The following is a 19,157-nucleotide window of genomic DNA, read 5'->3' as shown; positions in this document are numbered from 1 at the left end:
TCATGGATTTTGATCTGACAGATGAACAGCGGATGATTGCGGACACGGTTACTGATGTCATGCGCGACGCAGACGGTACGGCGGTTTGGCAGTCTTTGGTTGAGTCAGGCCTTCTGGGCATGACCTATTCCGAGGATGACGGCGGTGCCGGACTTGGGGTGTTGACTCTGGCGCTGGCGCTTGTCGCGATGGGCCACGGCAAGGATAGCCTGCCTGTCGTAGGCGCGGCGGTCCTGCCCGGATTGCTGACTTCGCGTTGCGAATTGCCGAACTTTAACGCATCTTCGGCGTTGGAAAACGCTGTGCCCGTTGCTGTCGCACTGCCCGAGAACGCCGCCGGACTACGTACAGAAAACGGCGTGTTGAACGGGACCGTGCAAACGGTTCTTGGGGGTGCGGAAGCGCAGGTGCTGCTTTTGTGTCTAGAAGGCGCAAACGGGTCTGCCTGTGGTTCGGTCGAACTGACGGGCGAAGGCGTCACGGTCACGCAGCTTCCGTTGCTCGACGGGCAGATTGCGGCCGATATCACGTTCGATAATGTTGCGGTCTCGCTGTCGCGGGCAAGCGAGGATCTGACCGGGTGGATGAGCGATGTTGCTGCGGTGTGCCTTTGTGCAATTGCCTTGGGTGCGGGGCAGGCAATGCGGGAGTTGACGCGGGACTACCTTACGACACGTAAACAGTTCGGCAGACCCATCGGCAGTTTTCAGGTGTTGCAGCACGAAATGGTCGATGTGTTCCATGAAACCGAACACTTTGAATTCTCGTCTTGGCTGCCGCCAGTGCCTGTGACGCGGACGATGCGGAGGCGCGCCAGAAAATCGTCTCGGCGTTGAAACGCTACTGCGGCACGCGCATGCGCGATGCGGCCAGTGCCTGCATCCAGATGCATGGCGGCATTGGCACTACCGAAGAGTACGAACTCGACAGGCTGGTCAAGCGTATCCTGATGGCCGACATGCTGTTCGGCACCGTCGACATGCATACGAACCGATTGGGACAGTTGATCGCCATAGCTGCGCGGAAAGAAGCAGAGACTTTCGGCTTGGAGATCCCGGCGTGACGGAAGTTGTTTCTCACAGCCAGGGCGGCATCCTCGCGTTGACGCTAAATGGTCCGGACAGCCGGAACTCGATCAACCCAGAGATTTATCGCACCGTGCGTGACCACGTCATCAACGCGGGAGATGACCCCGACACACGGGCGGTTGTCATTACCGGGGCGGGCGGCTTTTTCAGTTCGGGCGGCAACGTTAACGCCCTGAAAAATAGCGCCGGTGGACCTTTATCTGCGGTCAATGCAAATACCGATTACCTCAATGCGATGATCCGGGCGATTGTAGATTGTCCGACGCCTGTAATCGCCGCCGTCGAGGGTGGCGCGGCAGGTGCGGGCGTTGCCCTTGCGCTAAGCTGCGACATGATCGTGGCCGAGGCCGAAGCAAAATTTACTGCAGGCTATGTGCGTGTCGGTCTCAGCCCCGATGGTGGCGTGACGCATTTTCTGCGCTCGGCGATGCCCCGTCAGTTCGTGAACGAGCTTTGTATTCTAGGCCGTCCAATCACGGCTGAACGTCTGGCGCAATTCGGCATCGTGAACGAGGTAACCGTGCCGGGCCAAGCATTGGACAGCGCCATGGCTCTGGCGGGAAAGGTCGCGGCGGGCCCGCCATCGGCCATCCGCTCGGTCAAACATCTGGTCAACATCGCCGCCGATACCGAACTTTGCACCCATCTCTGGGCCGAAGCAGACCATATCAACAAGGCAAGGTTCGGCCCCGAGGCAGCAGAGGGTCTTTCGGCCTTTCTGGAAAAGCGCAAACCCGACTTTCGCAAGATCTGAGGCACCGTGATGACAATTCCAATTCAACTTCAATCCCTCCGCCTGCCATTGATCGCAGCCCCGATGTACATCGTGTCGAACCCAGATTTGGTGATCGCGCAATGTCAGGCCGGGATCGTCGGCAGTGTGCCCGCCCTGAACGCGCGGGACAAAGACGGCGAGGGCATCGTTCTGGAGGTCTGGCTAAAGCGCATCACCGAAGAACTGGACGCTTGGAACCAAGCCAACCCTGACACCCCGGCGGCGCCGTTTGCGGTCAACCAGATCGTCCACAAGTCAAACGAGCGGCTAGAGCGCGACACCGAGATTTGCGCCAGATGGAAAGTGCCGATCTGGATCACTTCGCTGGGCGCGCGGGAAGACGTGAATACGGCGGCCCATGACGCAGGCGCGATTGTCTTGCACGATATCATCAGCGACCGCTTCGCGCGCAAGGCAATCGAAAAGGGCGCTGATGGTCTGATCGCTGTTGCGGCTGGGGCCGGAGGCCACACGGGGGCGCAGTCGCCCTTCGCCCTGATCCAGGAAATCCGGCAGTGGTTTGACGGGCCGCTTGTTTTGTCCGGCGCGATTGCATCTGGCGCATCCTTGCTCGGGGCGCAGGCGGCTGGGGCGGACTTTGGCTATATGGGGACGCCCTTCATCGCGACGAAAGAGGCCAGCGCACCGCCTGCATATCAGGACATGCTCTGCCGCGCGCAGGCCCAAGACATCGTCACGACTGCTGCAGTCACGGGGGTGAACGGCAACTATCTTTCAGAGTCGCTCACACAAACCGGCGTTGATCCCAGCACGACTGGTCAATTGTCGCTTTTAGGCGACAAGAGCAATACGGGGCCAAAACCTTGGCGCGATATCTGGAGTGCTGGCCAAGGTGTCGGTTCGATCACGGATGTCGTGCCTGCCAAGAGTTTGATAGCGCGCATCGCACGGGAATACGACGCCGCGAAAATGCGTCTTTCGGCCGCGACGGGCAGCTGACGCCAGAACATTATCGCCAGACTATTGAAAGGAACACCATGCAGGAAGTTGTCATAGTCTCTGCGGTCCGGACCGCAATCGGGAGCTTTGGCGGATCGCTCAAGGATTTGTCGCCCACAGAGCTTGGGGTGGTCACCGCAGAGGCCGCCATCGCTCGGAGCGGCCTTGAGCCCGCTGACATACAACATGCGTTCTACGGCAACGTTGTTCACACCGAACCTCGGGATATGTATCTGGCGCGAACGATCTCGGTTGAGGCAGGCGTTCCCACCGAGTCCGCTGCGCTGACGGTGAACCGACTTTGCGGCAGTGGACTGCAAGCGATTATCTCGGGGGTTCAGACACTGGCCCTTGGTGACGCCAACATCGTGCTGGCGGGTGGGGCCGAGTGCATGAGCCGGGGCGGCTATCTGATGCCCACAGCCCGTTGGGGCCAGAAGATGGGCGATGCTCAGATCATCGACATGATGATTGCCGTGTTGAACGACCCCTTTGGCCACGGTCACATGGGGATCACGGCCGAGAATGTCGCCGAGAAATTCGGCATATCGCGCGAGCAGCAAGATGCCTTTGCCGTTGAAAGCCATCGACGCGCTGCGGCCGGCATCGAGGCCGGGCATTTTGATGATCAGATTGTCCCTGTTTCGATCAAGACGCGCAAAGGCACAATCGAATTCAAGACAGATGAACATGTGCGCGGCGATGCCTCGGTCGAGCGCATGGCAAGCCTGCGGCCGGCTTTCAAAAAGGACGGGAAAGTCACCGCCGGGAATGCCTCGGGTATCAATGATGGCGCGGCATCGCTTGTCTTGATGACCGCAGATGAGGCCGCGCGCCGAAATCTGAAGCCAATGGCCAAAGTGCTGTCCTATGGCCATGCGGGTGTTGCCCCGCACGTCATGGGAATTGGCCCTGTTCCAGCCATGCAAATTGCGCTGCGCAAGGCTGGCCTTTCGGTAGGCGATCTGAACCTCGTGGAATCCAACGAAGCCTTTGCGTCGCAGGCCTGTGCCGTAACCGCCGAGCTTGGATTGGACCCTGCAATTGTGAATCCCAACGGCGGGGCGGTGGCCTTGGGGCATCCGGTAGGGGCCAGTGGTGCCATCATCACAACAAAGCTGCTTCATGAAATGAAGCGCCGGGAGGCTCGGATCGGAGCGGCAACGATGTGCATTGGCGGCGGGCAAGGTATTGCCTTGATTGTGGAAAACATCTGAGGCGACTGGTGCGCGATCTGCGTATGCGTTCGCGCAGCTCTTCCTTGGGGGCGCCAGCTTTGATCCCCGGAAATCTGATGTCTTCGAAAATGACAGGTTCGAACAAGGGAAACCGTATGCTTAGGCAAATTGCTATTATTGGGGCTGGAACCATGGGGACCGGCATCGCCGTCAACGCGGCCATGAACGGGGTGTCAGTAATCCTGTTGGATACCAGCACTCAGTCGTTGGAGCGAGCCACACCGAGAATGCGGAAGATGTTGGACCGCCACTGTGCAAAGGGACGGCTCAGCGATCAGGAAAACAACGATAGCCTGGCCCGCATCGCGGTGACATCGAAACTGGAAACCGTCCGCTCCGCACCTCTTGTCATCGAAGCGGTGTATGAAAACTTCGACGTCAAGACCGAGGTTTTGACCCGACTTGGCCTCATTTGCGCGGTGGACGCCGTCATTGCGACAAATACAAGCGCCTTGCAGGTTTCCGCTCTTGCCAAAGTCGTTCGAAATCCTGGCCGGTTCCTTGGCATGCACTATTTTTCGCCGGCAGACAGCTCGCCTGTGGTTGAGCTTATTCAGGGCGATCAGACGAGCGCGGAAGCAATTGATTGTGCCAAAGAATTTCTTGTTCGCACCAAGCGGGATATTCTTGTTTGCAAGGATTCACCCGGCTTTGCGATCAACCGTTTCTTCGTACCCTTCCTGAACGCGGCCGCGCAGGCCGTCGACGCCGGGCTAGGCACTGTTGGGCAGATCAATGCGATTGGCCGGGAACTGACGGGCTGTCCGATCGGACCTTTTGAAGTCATGAACTTCATCAAGCCGGAAATCGTCTTGCACGCACAATGCAATCTCGGTGCGTTGGGGGATTTCTACCAACCAGCCGCCGGCCTCGCTCGCTTGGTTGAAAAGGGTGAACAATGGCAGATCGAAGACGAACCACTGCGCTTGGAGGATGCTGAGAAAGCTCGCCGCGCCTTGCAACGCGGCATTCTGATACCGGCAGCTGCATTGCGCGAAGAAGGAGTGGCTCACCCGGCTGACATCGACCGATGTGCCAAATCAGCTTTGAAGTGGGCAAACGGCCCTTTCAGTGCTGATTGGGCGGAGAACGGTGAGGTTTCGCCGTGAGTGATTTTCAACGCGAAGCGATGGAATATGACGTAGTGATCGTTGGGGGCGGGGCCTGCCGGTCTGTCGGCAGCGATCCGCCTGAAACAACTGGATGCCGATCTTCAGGTCGTCGTGCTGGAAAAAGGATCAGAGGTTGGCCGGACCTCATTCTCGGCCTCGGCAGCTCGGCGATCGGCACGCTGGTCGAACGCACGACCCGTTTCACCATGCTCCTGCACCTGCCACGCATGAAAGGGGACGGAACAGGGAAACCAGTCAAGAATGGACCAGCCCTTGCCGGTCATGGTGCCGAGGCTGTCCGGGATGCCATCTCAGCGACGATCAGCAGCCTGCCTGCTCAACTGCGTCGCTCGCTGACCTAGGACCAAGGTGCAGAGATGACCCAACACGCGCAGCTTCGGATCGAAACCGGTCTTGAGATATACTTCTGCGAACCTCAAAGCCCATGGCAGCGTGGCAGCAATGAAAACACCAACGGTTTGCTCCGCCAGTACTTCCCAAAGGGCACGGATCTCAGCCAGCATTGTGCTGACGAGTTGAGCGCCGTTGCCAACGCGCTGAACACTTGCCCTCGCAAAACACTGGGTTGGCAAACACCGGCAGAAGATCTCGACCGGCTGCTCAAACAGGATATGGTAGTAGGTGTTGCGACGACCGGTTGAATCCGCCTTGCCCGCCGCGGTCCGAATGATGGATCAATCCGGCTTTCTGTACGGGCCGTCGATCATGTAGGGCCTGTTCCAGAGCATCGAGGACAAAGTCTGTTTTTGCAAATCGCGAAACCCGCCAGCCGACGATGTGATCTGCGAACGTGTCGATGACAAAAGCCACGTAAACAAAGCCCTGCCAGGTTGAGACGTAGGTAAAGTCGCTCACCCACAACAGGTTCGGCGCAGGTGCGCGGAACACGCGGTTCACTTTGTCGCGCGGACAGGGCGCTGATGTGTCAGGGATCGTTGTCTTTGCCACCTTTCCACGCTCGGCACCACAGATACCAATCTGTTTCATCAGTCTCTCCACGGTGCAGCGCGCGAGTTCGAAGCCCTCGCGCTTGAGCTGATGCCATGCCTTTCGGACCCCGTACACTTGGTAATTCTCGTCCCAGACCCGCTTGATCTCAGGGCGCAGCTCTGTGTCGCGCTGATACCGTGCCGAAGCTTTGGATGGATCAGCAAGGCACGCCAATCGGTGGTAATATGTTGACGGTGCAATCGGCAGCACCCAGCAGATCGACTCGACACCGCAAACAACGCGCTGATCGTCGATGAAGCCGATCATCGCTTCAGTGGGCGGTCGAGTTCCGTCCCGCTGCACGGCAGTCGTTTGCATTTCAAACGATGAGAGTGGGCGCAAAATAAGTTGACGCCTTGCGAAGGATCCCGCTGGCCTGGCGCAGCTCCCGGTTCTCTTGTTCCAGTGCCTTGATCCGGTCGCGCTCCTCAGTGGTCACACCGTCGCGCATACCGCTGTCTTTCTCGGCCTGCTTGATCCATCCGCTCAAAGTCTGGGGAATTGGTGCAATGGCCGCGATCGCGCCCGCCTGCGTTTCGTAGGCGCCTTGATGCTCGAACACCATCGGTAATAATTTCAAGCTCAGACATATGCACATGCTTAAGGCTATCCTTAAGCCTCCAGACGCAGGCGGAGGTGTCCGGTCGAAATGGGGGCCAGTTCAGTCTCCGACAGACCCGGGGCGATTTAACCTCAACAATATCATTGATCAGGATCACCGTTTCATCAAGAAGTTCACCCGGCCGATTCAGACTTTCAAATCGCTGGATTCAGCTTCGGCTACTCTTGCCGGGATTGAAGTCGCGCATATGATCCGGAAAGGTCAGTTTGACCGGTCAGAGAAGTCTGGCTTCGCGCAGTTCGCAGCACTCGCTGGATAGGTGTGTCGGCTTTGTCAGGTTGCCTGTCGCCGGCTGTGAGGTTACCGCTGGCTGATGATGTTTTCTGTCCCGTCATCGGCCTTGAAGGGCTATCGCTTTCCACGTTCGGTCATTGGTTATGCCGTTTGGGCCTATCACCGCTTCGCCCTCACCCTGCGGGACGTCGAGGATCTTCTGGCAGAACGCGGCATCACGGTTAGCCATGAGACGATCCGAGATTGGGTTGCAAAATTTGGAACACACATTGCTGCCAAGATCCGGCGTGATCGAGCGAAGCCCGCCGACAAGTGGCATCTGGACGAAGTTGTGATCACGATCAGCGGGAAGAAGCACTGGCGCTGGCGCGCGGTCGATGGCAACGGAGACACGCTCGAGATCCTTGTGCAATCACGCCGAAATGCTAAAGCCGCCAAGCGGTTTCTGCGGAAACTTATGAAGCGGTGGGGTGCACCTCGAGTCATCGTGACGGACAAACTGCGCAGTTATCGCGTTGCCACGCGCGAGCTTTGCCCAAGTGTCGATCACAGATCACACAAGGGATTGAACAATCGCAGCGAGGCATCGTATCGACATACTCGTCGACGGGAGAAGATATTTGGCAGGTTCAAATCGGCAAGACAGGCCCAGATGTTCCTGTCCGTCCATGATCAAACTGCCGTTCTCTTACGCCCGAAGCGCCACCGTCTATCAGCTGCTGACTAACGCCGCAAATGAACAGAGGCTCAGGGCATCTGGGTTGGTTACGTAGGCGAAATAGTGGCGTGATGCTTCCGCATCTGCTTCTTATCCAAGCGTTGAGAAATAACCTGACAAAGCCGGGTGAAGTCCGACAATGCACCAGCGTATTCCGTGCCGCCTGAGAGCGCAGGGGTCACCGGATCCAGCTGTGGAAGCAAACCGCAGTCGCTGTTGAACAAACTGTCGGTGCGCAATACTTCTCGGGATTTCGCGCTTGGGACTGACTGACAATCTTGAGGCAGACCATCATCTTGATCGCAGCATAGTACCAGTCCGAGCCCATTCCGGTCATTGTGATTTCGTGCGGCAATCGCAAACGGCGCTCGAAGTGCCGCAACAGGATGGTTTCTCACTTTACGATGCGGCGCCGGAATCAGCCCTTCGTACTTCACGCAACGAGGTTAGCGGTGTCAGTACTCGGGATCGTCCGCTTGAGTCGATCCGCACCGCAATTTGTCGTAATACATGCTTATATAGTCGCTTTTAGATCAGACCAGCTTTCAATATATTTACGATATATCTAGAAAATATTATCGGAGAGCTGAATGCAAAAATACCTGCCAAGCCAGGGACCTGGCGGTTATAAAGGTGTCCCGGAATTCGGGGCATTTGACGTAATCGTGCTCGGCGGCGGTCCTGCGGGGATCGCGGCGGCGACTACAGCCGCGGAGTCAGGCCACAGCACGCTCCTGATTGAGCGGTTAGGTTTTTGCGGCGGCGCGGCGGTCTCGGGCATGTCGGGAACGATCTGCGGGCTCTACATGACCGTCGCTGAGCCGAATGTCGCGCAGCCTCGGCAGATCATTTTCGGCTTCGCTGAAAGGTTCCGCGCCGCGCTTGACAAAGAAAGGGGGCTTACGGCGCCGCAGATCTACGGCAAGACCTGGGTCACCACTCACGATTGCGCCAAGTACAAAAAGGTTGCGACAGACCTGCTGCGCGGTGCCGGTGTGCAAATTCTCTACCATACAGAAATGGTGGACGTGATCACCGAAGATGACGCTCTGACAGGTCTGGTATTGCACACGCGCTCCGGTTTCACGCGGGTCACGGCCAAGCGCGTGATCGATGCCAGCGGCGACGCAGATGCCGTGTTCCGCATGGGGCTGACAACTACCAAAGGAAATAACGGTGTCATCCAGAACCCGTCGATGATGTTCAAGATCGGCAATGTGGATCGGGATACCTACCTGAACTACTGGGGTGACGACACGATCTCGCCGCTCAAAGTTGTTGAGAAGTTGGAAAAGCGTGACGAACTCCTGAGAAAGAAGGTCTGGCTGTTCCCGACGGTGAACCCCGGCGAGATTCTCGTCAACGGAACCAAAATCACCGGTTTCGACGGCCGCGATCTGGATGTCACCAACCCGGTTGATCATTCCGAGGCAGAACAATTCTCGATCTACCAGGCGAAGGCCTTCTTCGACTTCTTGAAGGAGGAAATCCCAGGCTGCGAGAACGCCTACTTCATCGACTACGCGCAAGAAGTGGGTGTGCGGCAAACCCGTTCGATCGAAGGCGTAAAGCGGCTGATGAACGACGACGTGGTGAACACCCGCAAGACCAAGGATTCGATTGCCCGGTCAAGTTGGCCAATCGAACTGCACTACGGCGCCAAACCGAAAACCGAATGGCTGGTGGACGACTACTACGATGTGCCCTTCGCCACCTTGGTGCCGAAACAAGGGCGCAACGTGATTGTCGCAGGCCGCTGCCTGAGTGCCGAGCACGAGGCGCTGGCAAGTTGCCGGGTGACCGCGCAGTGCTTCGAATACGGACGGGCCGCCGCGCTCGCTGCCGACATGTCGATCCGGGAGGGGATGGATTTTCAAGCCATCGACGGGGTCGAGATTTCCCAACGCATGCAATCCGCCGGCTGATCCGGCACACTTGGAGGAGACAGACGTGGCAATAGTTGAAGAGGCGCTCTATGGCGCCGAGCAAAAGCGGGTGGGTGGACCCGAGACCGACCGGCGGATGCAGGGCATCAGCCTGGCGCTGATTTTCGGATCGGCAGCGTTGCTGATCCTGTTCCCCGAACAGAGCAAGACAACGCTGGACGGTCTATTCAAGTGGATGACGGACAGCTTCGACTTCGCCTTCCTGAGCGTTGGCTTCGGTGCGCTTGTCTTCGTTATCTGGCTCGCCGCATCGCGCTTCGGCACCGTCAAGCTGGGCGCCGAGGGCACCGCGCCGGAATTCACTTGGTCGGCCTGGGGCGCGATGGTCTTTCTTGCCGGGATCGCCTCCGGGCTGATGCTCTGGGCAGGCACCGAATGGGCCTATCACTACGCCTGGCCCCCCTTCGGGCTCGAAGCCGCGTCACCGCAGATGTTCACCGTGGGGCAGGCCTATGGCATGTTTCACTGGGGTCCGACCGCCTGGGCGCTCTACTGCATTCCTGCGGTTGCCATGTCCTACATTTACTACGTCCGCAAGCGCCATATCTACAAGGTGAGCGAAGCGTGCCGCGGCGCGCTGGGGAACATCGTCGACGGGCCGGTGGGCCAGGTGATCGACTACATGTTCATCTTCGGCATTCTTGGCGCGGCGGCGACCTCTCTGGGGCTCGGAACCCCGATGATCGGCGGCGCGCTGGCCAACGTGCTGGGGATCGCACCTAACGTCTGGCTCGACGTGGCGATCATCCTGTGTTGCACTGCGGTCTTTTCGATTTCCAGCGGCCTCGGCCTCGACGACGGGATCAAGCGGCTGTCCTATGCCGGCTCGTTGCTGACCCTCGCAATTATCGTCTACGTGTTCTTTGCAGGCCCGAGCGCCTTCATCGTCGAGCTTGGCATGGACTCGGTTGCCTACACGCTGAGCAACTACGTCACCATGAGCCTCTGGACCGACGCGGTGGGCCAGTCCGGCTTTCCGCAAGCCTGGACCGTGTTCTACTGGGCCTGGTGGGTCGCCTACGCCCCGTTCATGGGCCTCTTCGTGACCCGTATCTCGATGGGGCGCACGATCCGCGAGGTCATCATCGGTCTCCTGACCTTCGGCTCCTCGGGCTGCGTTCTGTTCTACGTGGTGCTGGGCGGTTATGGCATCGACCAGCAGATCAACGGCACCCTGCCAATGGTCGACCTGGTGAACGATCGGGGTGTTGCCCCGGCGATCATCGAGATGTTCAAGACCCTGGCGGGCAGTTCGCTGGTCCTTGTCGCGGTCGCGGTCTCAGGCATCGTGATGCTGGCCACCACCTTCGACTCCGCGGCCTACGTGATGGCCTGCGCCTCGACCAAGGAGCTGGACGAAGGCGAAGAGCCGGCCCGGGGCAATCGGCTGTTCTGGTGCGGGGCCATCGCCGTCCTGCCGATGTCGCTGCTTTTTCTCGGCGGGCTGAAGACCATGCAGACCGCGGTGGTGCTGGTGGGTCTTCCGGTCATCGTCATCATGGTCTTCATGATGATCACCACCGTCCGGTTCCTGAAACAGGACCAGGCCTGATTTTCGACACCGGCGGCGGCCCCCCGGCCACCGCCGGTTCTCTCACCCCATTCCTTTCCGGATACGCATCATGTCTGCAGCACTGGTTGAAGAAATCGAACTCCTGGCCGTCGGTCCCGACGGCGAACGCGTCACCTGGTCCTCGCATCTGGGCGAGATGTACGAGGCCCTGATCATCGCGCGCCTGAAGCTGTCGAACGGCGTCGAGGCGATCTCAGGCATGACAGTCTATACCGAGCACGAATTCGACAACACCGTTTTCTCCGCCGTCTCGCTGATGGCGCCCTTCGTGTTGCGCCGTAACATTCTCGAAACCCCGCAGGTCTACGCCATGATGCGTAGCCGCTACGTGCCGCTGAACCATCTGGCGACCTCGCTCTTCGACATTGCGCTGCATGACGGCAAGGCCAAGACGCTGGGCTTGCCGATCTACCAGATGCTGGGCGCGGTGCGAGACAAGATCATGGCCTATGCTTCGAGCCCGCTTCTGCCCGACGACGATGCCTATGTCGCCTATTGTCAGAGCATGCTCGACCGGGGCTATCGCGCGATCAAGGTGCATCCCTATTGCCGGTTCCACGATGACATGCGGCTGGTGCTGCGCCTGCGCGAGGAATTCGCGGGACAGGGGATCGGCTGGATCCTCGACGCCGACGCCAATTACAGCCTTAACCAGGCGTTGCGCATGGGCCGCGTGCTCGATGCCTCGGGCTGGGAATTCTTCGAAGCGCCGATTCCGGACAGCGACCTGTCCGGCTATCAGGCCCTGTCCAACGCGCTGGACACCGACGTGATCTGTGGCGGCAATTCCGTGCCCGACCTGCGGCTGATCCAGCTGGCCCTTCAGATGCGATCCTGGGACCGCAGCCGCTTTGACGTGACCGGCATCGGTGGTTTCACCGGCGGCAACGAAGCGATGGCGATCACCCGGGCGCACGGCATGAAATCCGAGGTGCAAAGCTGGGGCTACACCTTGACCCAAGCCGCCAACCTGCACCTGATGCTGGCCAACGAGAACTGCGACTTCTTCGAACAGGCCGCGCCGTTCGAGAAGTACGAATTCGGCGCCAAACAGGTGATCCGTCCCGATGAGCAGGGGTTTGTCCATCCCAGCGGCTTGCCGGGGTTGGGCATTGAAATGGACTGGGATGCGATTGAACCCTTCGTCTATGCGCGCAGAACGTTCCAGGACACGTGATGATAAAAATTCAAAAGGTTGAAGTGATCTGCCTGCGCGACGCGCGGGCGGGTGACCATCAGTTCGAGGGCAGCTACCAGAATGCCCTCGTGCTGGTTCACGGGGATAACGGTGAAATCGGGATCGGAGAAAGTGACACACCGCCAAGTGTGATCAAGGCGATTATCGAAATGCCGGATTACAATTCGCTTGCTTGCGGGCTGGCGGGGATTTTGGTTGGGCAAAGCTTGGACGATCCAAGCCGGCTGACACAGGAGATGTATGATCGCACGCAATGGTTCGGGCGCCATGGCGTCGTGATCCATGCGATCAGTGCGCTTGATATTGCCCTTTGGGACCTGTTTGCACGCACACAATCCAAACCGCTGCATGAGGTTCTTGGCGGCAGGCATCATGACCGGTTGCCGGTCTACGCCACAATTTACCCTCTTGAAACCAGCTTTGAAAAGATAACCGATCAGGTCGCACCATTGCTTGCGGGCGGGTTCCAAAACCTGAAGGTCTGTGCCGACGCCAATTGGCGGGACATGCAGCTGGTGCGGCGCAACCTGACGCATCTGCGCGCGGTTGTTGGGTCTGATCGCCGCCTTATGTTGGATGTAGCGCAGGAATTTCAACGGTTCGAGGATTTCGCCCCGTTCCTGCCACTTCTTGAGGAACTTGATTTTGCCTGGATCGAGGCGCCGTTTCCGCTTGGCAATCTGGAGGATCACGTCAGGTTGAAGGCTGCAACTGCGATCCCGATCGGGGTTGGTGACCTGGGGATGACCACATGCCGGGAGTTCGCCCCCTATCTTGCCGCAGGCGCTTTTGACATCGCGCAGCCCGACCTGACCATGTTTGGCGGCATAACCGAGGCAAGGCGACTGGTCGCCATGCTGGCCCCGACCGGACGCCAAATCGTGCCACATGGCTACAACACCGACATTACAATTGCGGCCAACCTGCATTTCCTGGCGTCATTGCCCCAGGGCGGCCTGATCGAGTATTCAACAAGCCCATCGCGTGTGCGCCGTGAACTTGCGGCCGGGTTGGCTCCGATCAACAGTGATGGTACACTCTACGTTCCAGACACGCCGGGGCTTGGCCTGACCTTGAACAGGCAACTGGTTGAGGCAACAAGAGCAACGGCGTGACGCAAAACAGCACTTCTTTCCGCAAGACCAAGGCAGAAACCGCAGCTGAGATGCTGGAGGCGGCGATCGTCAACTGTGATCTTGAACCGGGCAGCATCGTTGCCGAAGCGGATCTCATGGAATTGCTGGACTTGGGCCGGACCCCGGTGCGCGAGGCTTTGGTCCGGCTTTCCAGCGAGAACCTCGTCAGGCTGGGTCGCGCGGGCATTCTCATTCCTGAACTCAACGCCATGACGATGCTCAAATTGCTGGAACTGCGCGAACCGATCGAGCGGCTGAGCATCGAGAAAGCCGTTCAGCGCCACAACAGCGCTGACATGGAGCGGTTCGCGCAAATCCTCGCCCAACTGGAACCGCTTCCCAACACTGACCGGACGGGTTTCATGGACCTCTTGCGCCAAATTCATGCTGCGCTGGCCGAGGCTTCAAAAAACGAATTCATCCTTTCGACAATGAAAACGACCCAAGGTCTTTCTCGCCGTTTCTGGCGCTATTATTCAACAGACGAAGATCAGCAGTTCTGCACTGAACTCTACTGCGCATTGTTGCAGGGTCTGTTGTCGGGCGACGCAGCAGTGCCGATAAAGAAATCGTCAGAACTCATGACCTATTTGAGGGTCTTTACCCAGCGCCAAATGGAGGCGCTTGTCTAGACCGTGGTGACAAAGGGTTTTCACATCCGGGTGCCGGTCGTAATTCAGACAGGCATCTACGATGGAAATCGGCTTGGCACGAAGCCTGGTTTCGACCAAGAGAAGGTTTGCACCCGACTGTCATCCTTGCGCTGATGAAACAGTGTTAGAATTTTCAGACTTCAAACTTTATCTGACGGATACGCTGCATATTGGTATGTCCGGCTTGTTTGCGCGTTTCGTCTGCCCAACCAAGCCGCAGCGAAGGAGCGGTCTGAGTTCCGCCGATTTCCGCGGGCCCTAATGACCGGAAACGGGAAGTTCGCCGCGCTGCTGAAACGAGGGTTTTCTGCGTCAGCAACGGCAGCGACCGCAAAAGTCCGGATCGTCCGCACACTGTGAGTTCGCCCCCAACGCTTTTGGCGTGCGCAGCTAACGGCCGTTTCGGTGGGCCGCACCTCAGCGTTGCGATGGTTTGTTGATTGGCCGGTGAGGGCCGAAGGCCGAAGACGACGGGTATATAGGTCCTGCAGTGTTTTTGCAGGACCAGTGAATGATCAATCCCAAGCTGGGGCGAGTGTCTCCGGGCTTACCAACCGACCCTCGGCTGTTCCAAGGGCATCAATTCGGGAGATTTCCTCTGCGCTCAGCACGATTTCTGTTGCACGGAGATTGGCGGCAAGCCGGCTCGGGTTGCCGGTCCGGGGCAACGCGATTCCCATTGGTCGGGTCAATGCCCAAGCGACGGAAATCTGAGCGGGGCTGGCATCGTGCGCGTAGGCAATCTCGCGCAGCGTGGCGTTCTCCATGACCTTACCTTGCGCCAGCGGCGAGTAGGCCTCAACCGGAATGCCCTTGCTGGCGAGGTGAGCGATCATCCGTGTTTGGTCAATCAGCGGATGCAGTTCGATCTGGTTGGCGGCCAATGGCGTGTTCAAAGCAGACTGTGCTTGATCGACCATAGCCATGGTGAAATTAGACACGCCCCCATGACGGGCTTTGCCCGCAGCAATCAAAGTATTCAGGGCGTCAATGGTGTCGGCAATCGGGACTTCCTTTGAGGGCCAGTGTAAGAGTAGCAGGTCGACATAGTCCGTCCCCAGTCGTTTCAAAGAAGCGTCGGCGGCAGCGATGAAGGCTTCAGGCGAGAAGTGCTCGGGCAGGATTTTGGTGGTGAGGAACACATCATCGCGGCGGACATCGGCGCGGCGCAAACCTTCGCCAACTTGCTCTTCGTTCTCATAGGCCTGCGCCGTATCAATATGGCAGAACCCTTCGGAAAGCGCCGCGGCCACCATGTCGGCTACCGTATCTTGCTCAAGTTGAAAGGTGCCGAAACCCATGGACGGAATTTGGGCAGGGCCTATCAGGGTGATACTCATTGTTCTGTCTCCATTGTGTTTTCTTGTGCAAACTCAGGGATGACGTGCTTGGCCAGCTCGGCCAGAACGTCTTCAATATCGCGCTGTGATTGGCGCAGGTTAAAGGCGATGTGGGCGACCCCTGCAGCGTGCAGCGATTGAACATGTGTGATGAGCGCATTGCGACCGATACGGCTCCCGAACTGGATTGGCCGGGAGGGCGCATCGGGATCAGGGTCAAGGTCCAAGTGCATGGCGGTCAAGACCGGCGCAGGGGGAAGGCCAGCATCGGTGCGCGCCTGCCGCCACATCGACAGACGGCGTTCGGCCTGCTCAGGAGGGCCGGGATAGGTGAACCAGCCGTCCAATGTGCGGGCGATCCATTGCAGGCTTTGCTGGCCCATCCCGGCCATGACCATCGGGATACCTTCCGGCACATAGGGGCGCACGGTGACGGGGCCTTGTGGTCCTTGCAGCGCATCCCCTGACCAGAGGGTGCGCATCTGTTCGACGCGATCGCGCAGGGTGGCCCCGCGAGCCTCGTAGTCGAGCCCCATAAGCGGGTATTCCACCGGGCGGTCCCCCGACGCTATGCCAAGGATGAACCGCCCGCCAGACAGATGGTGCAAGCTGGCCGTCATTTTGGACAGCAGGATCGGGTCGCGCAGGGGCAGGACGATACCGGCGGTGCCAAGTGCGATCCGTCGCGTGCGGCCCGCAAGAAAGCCGAGATAAGGGAAGGGGTCGAAGACCTGCCCCGCATCCCCGAAGCTTGGATCGTGGACCGGCACATCCCGGAGCCAGACCGCATCAAAGCCAAGGCACTCTGCCAGCTCCACGCCCCTTTCGGGGTTTGTGATGTCAGGCACGCCAAAGGGGCGACCCTCGGTACGGGCACGGCGTTGCCCGGCTTCGGACCAGTCGCGGTCCAGTGGCAATTCAACGCCAAAACTCATGCGGTCTTTGTAAATCAGATTTAGGGCAGACATGTTACGAACTTCCTGTTCATTGGTCTGCCCCGCCGCACGTTAGATACGGCGGGGCAAATGAGGTTATTCAGCAGCAACAGTTTGGGGTGCTGTTGCGTTCAAGCGACCAGACAGGCGCACCAGAACAATCCCAACGACGACTACACCTGCGGCGATGTAGGGAGCAGCGGCAAGGCCGATGCCTTCGACTACAAGCCCCCCGGCCCATGCGCCCCCGGCAATGCCAAGGTTGAACGCACCAATGTTCAGGCCGGACGCCACATCCACCGCACCCGGAGATACTTCGCGTGCGATTTGCACGACGTAAGACTGCAGCGGCGGCACGTTGGCGAAGGCAAAGCCGCCCCAGAAGGCCGCAACCGCGATGGCTGCAATCGGGTGTGTAAGGAAGGCACCAAGTGCGACCAGTGATATCGCAAGGCCAGCAAAGATCACCGTCAGGGACGCCACCGCACCAATCCGATCCGCCAGTTTGCCGCCCGCAATGTTGCCCACGGCAACAGATGCACCATAGAGCAGCAGCACAAGGCTGACCGCACCCGCCGACAGGCCGGTGACCTCGTTCAACATCGGCGCAAGGAAGGTGAAGGCGATGAAGTTACCGCCATAGCCGACAGCCGTGATCAGATAGACCAGCAGAAGCCGCGGCGAAGTCAGCACCTGCAACTGTGCCTTGATCCCTGCCGAGGCGGTCTTGGTCAGATTGGCGGGCACCAAAATGGCAGAAGCGACAAAGCCGATCACACCCAACGCGACAACGCCAAGGAAGGTCGACTGCCAGCCGAAGTTCTGGCCGATGAAGGTCCCCAGCGGCACCCCCGTCACCAGCGCGACGGTCAAGCCAAGGAACACCAAAGCAATGGCCGAGCTTTCCTTTTCGGGCTCCACCAGATCGGTCGCGATGGTCGACGCGATGGCGAAGAACACACCGTGCGCCAGACCAGTAATGAAACGCGCAGCGACAAGGCTGCCGTAATCCGGCGCAAAGGCGGCGTAGGCATTGCCGAGCGTGAACAGCGCCAGCAAGAGCAGAAGCAGCGTTTTGCGCGGCACCCGGTCGGCCATGGCGGTCAGCACCGGCGCGCCGATGGTCACGCCAAGCGCATAGAGGCTGACCAACAGACCAGCGGAAGGGATAGACACCCCCAGATCGGCGGCGATGGTGGGCAACAGGCCGACGATAACGAACTCTGTCGTTCCAACGGCAAAGGCGCTGATGGTCAGCGCCCAAAGGGCAAGTGGCATCGGGTTTCTCCAATAAATTTGATGTCGACGCCACATATGCCTGCCGTTATCTATTGCGGGAACGGACAAGTTTGGAATGGATCATTGCAGAAACTGCACGAATTGCTGCGCATGGGGGATTTGGCTGCCTTTGTCGGGATCGTCGATGATGGCGGTTTTGCGGAATCCGCACGGCGGCGTGGCGTGTCGGCCTCGACGCTCAGCCGGTCAGTCACGCGGCTGGAAGAACAGTTGAAAGTCACATTGTTGCGCCGCACCACACGATCCATCGAGATCACCCCCGAAGGCGCCGCAGTTCTGGCCGAGGCGCGCGAAATTCTGGACCGCAGTGAAGCGCTGCAAGAAATCGCAACCAGCGGACAGGCCCCCGCCGGGCCACTGCGGGTCAACGCACCGGTTCCTTACGTCCTGCATGTTCTCGCCCCGCATCTTGCCGAATTTCATGCGACATACCCGGGTATTCAGCTGTCGATTGATATGACGGATACGCTGGTTGACCTGATCGGCAGTCATGCGGATGTCGCCATTCGTCTGGGCCGCCTGGGAGATAGCCAGATGTTGCATCGGGATTGCCAAGTTGTTGTTCTTGGATTTTAAAGTTCTGATGTTCGGTCGATCACGTCACCATTTCGGCGGTGTAGTCGGCCCAGAGGCTGAACGCGTCGTGACGAGCGTGGCGGTATGATGTTGCGGTCAGTCTGTAACGGCGGGGACGAAAGATCAGGTTGATCGGGTCATGTGCGGTCAGGAATCTCTGTGCTTGCCGGTGAGATTTGAACCGCCCGAGTATCTTCTCTCGCTTTCGTGTCGGCCTGTGAGCCCCTTCAATTGCGTTATTCAATCGCTTGTGAGCGCGGTGGTCAGCGTCCGGCGCCAGCGTTTTGATCGGCTTGATGTAGCTGCGTAATTTATCCGTGATCACGACCCTCGGCGCGCCGAACTGAACTACCAGCCTTTTGAAAAACCTCTTTGCTGCCTTTCCACTTCTGCGCGTTTGCACAAGTATATCGAGAACCTCGCCGTTCGCGTCCATTGCGCGCCACAGCCAGTGCTTCTTGCCGCGGATCGGAACAACGACTTCGTCGAGATGCCATTTGTCGTTGGGACGAGGGCGATCACGCCGGATGCAGTTCGCGAAATGGCGACCAAACCGATTGACCCACAACCGGACGGCTTCCCGGCTGACAATCACGCCCCGCTCAGCCAGCAAGTCTTCAACGTCAGCCGTGCTCAGCGCGAAGCGGTGGTACGCCCAAACAGCGTAAGCGATGATCTCGCGAGGGTAGCGGAAGCCCTTAAGGCGAGGCAAACTGGTCGGAATTCTCATACCGCTAAAATAG

16 protein-coding genes, 5 pseudogenes and 1 other annotated feature are annotated in these 19,157 nt (G+C 58.9%); of the genes and pseudogenes, 16 read left to right on the top strand and 5 right to left on the bottom strand.

Annotated features, from left to right (window positions below; all coding sequences use genetic code 11):
• The first annotated feature begins 2 nt into the window (after positions 1–2).
• The 8 genes and pseudogenes from AC0L4F_RS14230 to AC0L4F_RS14195 form a co-directional block, all read left to right on the top strand.
• A complete protein-coding gene (locus AC0L4F_RS14230; RefSeq protein ID WP_280520591.1) occupies positions 3–836 on the top strand; it encodes an acyl-CoA dehydrogenase family protein in 834 nt (277 codons plus the stop codon).
• Positions 770–1,063: an acyl-CoA dehydrogenase family protein gene (locus tag AC0L4F_RS14225; protein ID WP_280520590.1), complete on the top strand. Its 294-nt coding sequence runs from the start codon at positions 770–772 to the stop codon at positions 1,061–1,063. The genes AC0L4F_RS14230 and AC0L4F_RS14225 overlap by 67 nt, the downstream gene beginning before the upstream one ends.
• On the top strand, positions 1,060–1,842 hold the full coding sequence (locus AC0L4F_RS14220) for an oxepin-CoA hydrolase, alternative type (RefSeq protein WP_244689333.1): 783 nt from the start codon (positions 1,060–1,062) through the stop codon (positions 1,840–1,842). Before AC0L4F_RS14225 ends, AC0L4F_RS14220 begins: the two co-directional genes overlap by 4 nt.
• 9 nt (positions 1,843–1,851) lie before the next feature.
• Positions 1,852–2,823: an NAD(P)H-dependent flavin oxidoreductase gene (locus AC0L4F_RS14215; RefSeq protein ID WP_244689331.1), complete on the top strand. Its 972-nt coding sequence runs from the start codon at positions 1,852–1,854 to the stop codon at positions 2,821–2,823.
• Positions 2,824–2,861: 38 nt separating this feature from the next.
• The gene (locus tag AC0L4F_RS14210) at positions 2,862–4,040 is read left to right on the top strand and encodes an acetyl-CoA C-acyltransferase family protein (protein ID WP_244689329.1); all 1,179 of its coding nucleotides are present in this window, start codon (positions 2,862–2,864) and stop codon (positions 4,038–4,040) included.
• A gap of 8 nt (positions 4,041–4,048) precedes the next feature.
• Entirely contained in the window at positions 4,049–5,170 is a 1,122-nt protein-coding gene (locus AC0L4F_RS14205) for a 3-hydroxyacyl-CoA dehydrogenase family protein (protein ID WP_244689326.1), read from the top strand.
• A 20-nt stretch (positions 5,171–5,190) separates the two neighbouring features.
• Positions 5,191–5,311, top strand: a pseudogene (locus AC0L4F_RS14200) (FAD-dependent oxidoreductase); the annotation flags it as partial.
• A gap of 2 nt (positions 5,312–5,313) precedes the next feature.
• Positions 5,314–5,835, top strand: a pseudogene (locus AC0L4F_RS14195) (IS30 family transposase); the annotation flags it as partial.
• 7 nt (positions 5,836–5,842) lie between these two features.
• Here the strand turns inward: AC0L4F_RS14195 and AC0L4F_RS14190 are convergent.
• Positions 5,843–6,782, bottom strand: a pseudogene (locus AC0L4F_RS14190) (IS3 family transposase); the annotation flags it as partial.
• Positions 6,377–6,483 (bottom strand) — a sequence feature (AL1L pseudoknot). It overlaps the preceding pseudogene by 107 nt.
• Positions 6,783–6,876: 94 nt before the next feature.
• Between AC0L4F_RS14190 and AC0L4F_RS14185 the strand changes: the two are divergent.
• From AC0L4F_RS14185 to AC0L4F_RS14155, 7 genes and pseudogenes are all read left to right on the top strand, one after another.
• Positions 6,877–7,065, top strand: a pseudogene (locus AC0L4F_RS14185) (DDE-type integrase/transposase/recombinase); the annotation flags it as partial.
• Between the two features lie 57 nt (positions 7,066–7,122).
• A pseudogene (locus AC0L4F_RS14180) lies at positions 7,123–7,761 on the top strand (IS6 family transposase); the annotation flags it as partial.
• Between the two features lie 587 nt (positions 7,762–8,348).
• Complete coding sequence (locus AC0L4F_RS14175; protein WP_244689323.1) at positions 8,349–9,683, top strand: FAD-dependent oxidoreductase; 1,335 nt, start codon at positions 8,349–8,351, stop codon at positions 9,681–9,683.
• A 25-nt stretch (positions 9,684–9,708) separates the two neighbouring features.
• Positions 9,709–11,256 carry a BCCT family transporter gene (locus AC0L4F_RS14170; RefSeq protein WP_244689321.1) on the top strand — a complete coding sequence of 516 codons (1,548 nt, stop codon included), beginning with the start codon at positions 9,709–9,711 and terminating at the stop codon, positions 11,254–11,256.
• Between the two features lie 70 nt (positions 11,257–11,326).
• Positions 11,327–12,454: a mandelate racemase/muconate lactonizing enzyme family protein gene (locus tag AC0L4F_RS14165; protein ID WP_244689319.1), complete on the top strand. Its 1,128-nt coding sequence runs from the start codon at positions 11,327–11,329 to the stop codon at positions 12,452–12,454.
• Entirely contained in the window at positions 12,454–13,590 is a 1,137-nt protein-coding gene (locus AC0L4F_RS14160; RefSeq protein WP_244689317.1) for a mandelate racemase/muconate lactonizing enzyme family protein, read from the top strand. The genes AC0L4F_RS14165 and AC0L4F_RS14160 overlap by 1 nt, the downstream gene beginning before the upstream one ends.
• Positions 13,587–14,243, top strand: coding sequence for a GntR family transcriptional regulator (locus AC0L4F_RS14155; protein WP_244689315.1), 657 nt, complete (start codon positions 13,587–13,589; stop codon positions 14,241–14,243). Before AC0L4F_RS14160 ends, AC0L4F_RS14155 begins: the two co-directional genes overlap by 4 nt.
• 536 nt (positions 14,244–14,779) lie before the next feature.
• Here the strand turns inward: AC0L4F_RS14155 and AC0L4F_RS14150 are convergent.
• The 3 genes from AC0L4F_RS14150 to AC0L4F_RS14140 form a co-directional block, all read right to left on the bottom strand.
• Positions 14,780–15,604 carry an aldo/keto reductase gene (locus AC0L4F_RS14150; RefSeq protein ID WP_244689313.1) on the bottom strand — a complete coding sequence of 275 codons (825 nt, stop codon included), beginning with the start codon at positions 15,602–15,604 and terminating at the stop codon, positions 14,780–14,782.
• Positions 15,601–16,572, bottom strand: a complete 972-nt coding sequence (locus AC0L4F_RS14145) for a TIGR03571 family LLM class oxidoreductase (RefSeq protein WP_244689311.1) — start codon at positions 16,570–16,572, stop codon at positions 15,601–15,603. Before AC0L4F_RS14145 ends, AC0L4F_RS14150 begins: the two co-directional genes overlap by 4 nt.
• A gap of 63 nt (positions 16,573–16,635) precedes the next feature.
• Positions 16,636–17,817 carry an MFS transporter gene (locus tag AC0L4F_RS14140; protein ID WP_244689309.1) on the bottom strand — a complete coding sequence of 394 codons (1,182 nt, stop codon included), beginning with the start codon at positions 17,815–17,817 and terminating at the stop codon, positions 16,636–16,638.
• Positions 17,818–17,901: 84 nt separating this feature from the next.
• On the opposite strand from AC0L4F_RS14140, the gene AC0L4F_RS14135 reads away from it, so the two are divergent.
• A complete protein-coding gene (locus tag AC0L4F_RS14135; RefSeq protein WP_244689307.1) occupies positions 17,902–18,414 on the top strand; it encodes a LysR family transcriptional regulator in 513 nt (170 codons plus the stop codon).
• 19 nt (positions 18,415–18,433) lie between these two features.
• On the opposite strand, the gene AC0L4F_RS14130 is transcribed toward AC0L4F_RS14135, so the two are convergent.
• Positions 18,434–19,144 carry an IS6 family transposase gene (locus AC0L4F_RS14130; protein ID WP_244689305.1) on the bottom strand — a complete coding sequence of 237 codons (711 nt, stop codon included), beginning with the start codon at positions 19,142–19,144 and terminating at the stop codon, positions 18,434–18,436.
• Positions 19,145–19,157 lie beyond the last annotated feature (13 nt).

It is taken from the genome of Marinovum sp. J2-8, from assembly GCF_055808435.1.
This window is presented reverse-complemented; position numbering and strand designations above follow the sequence as displayed.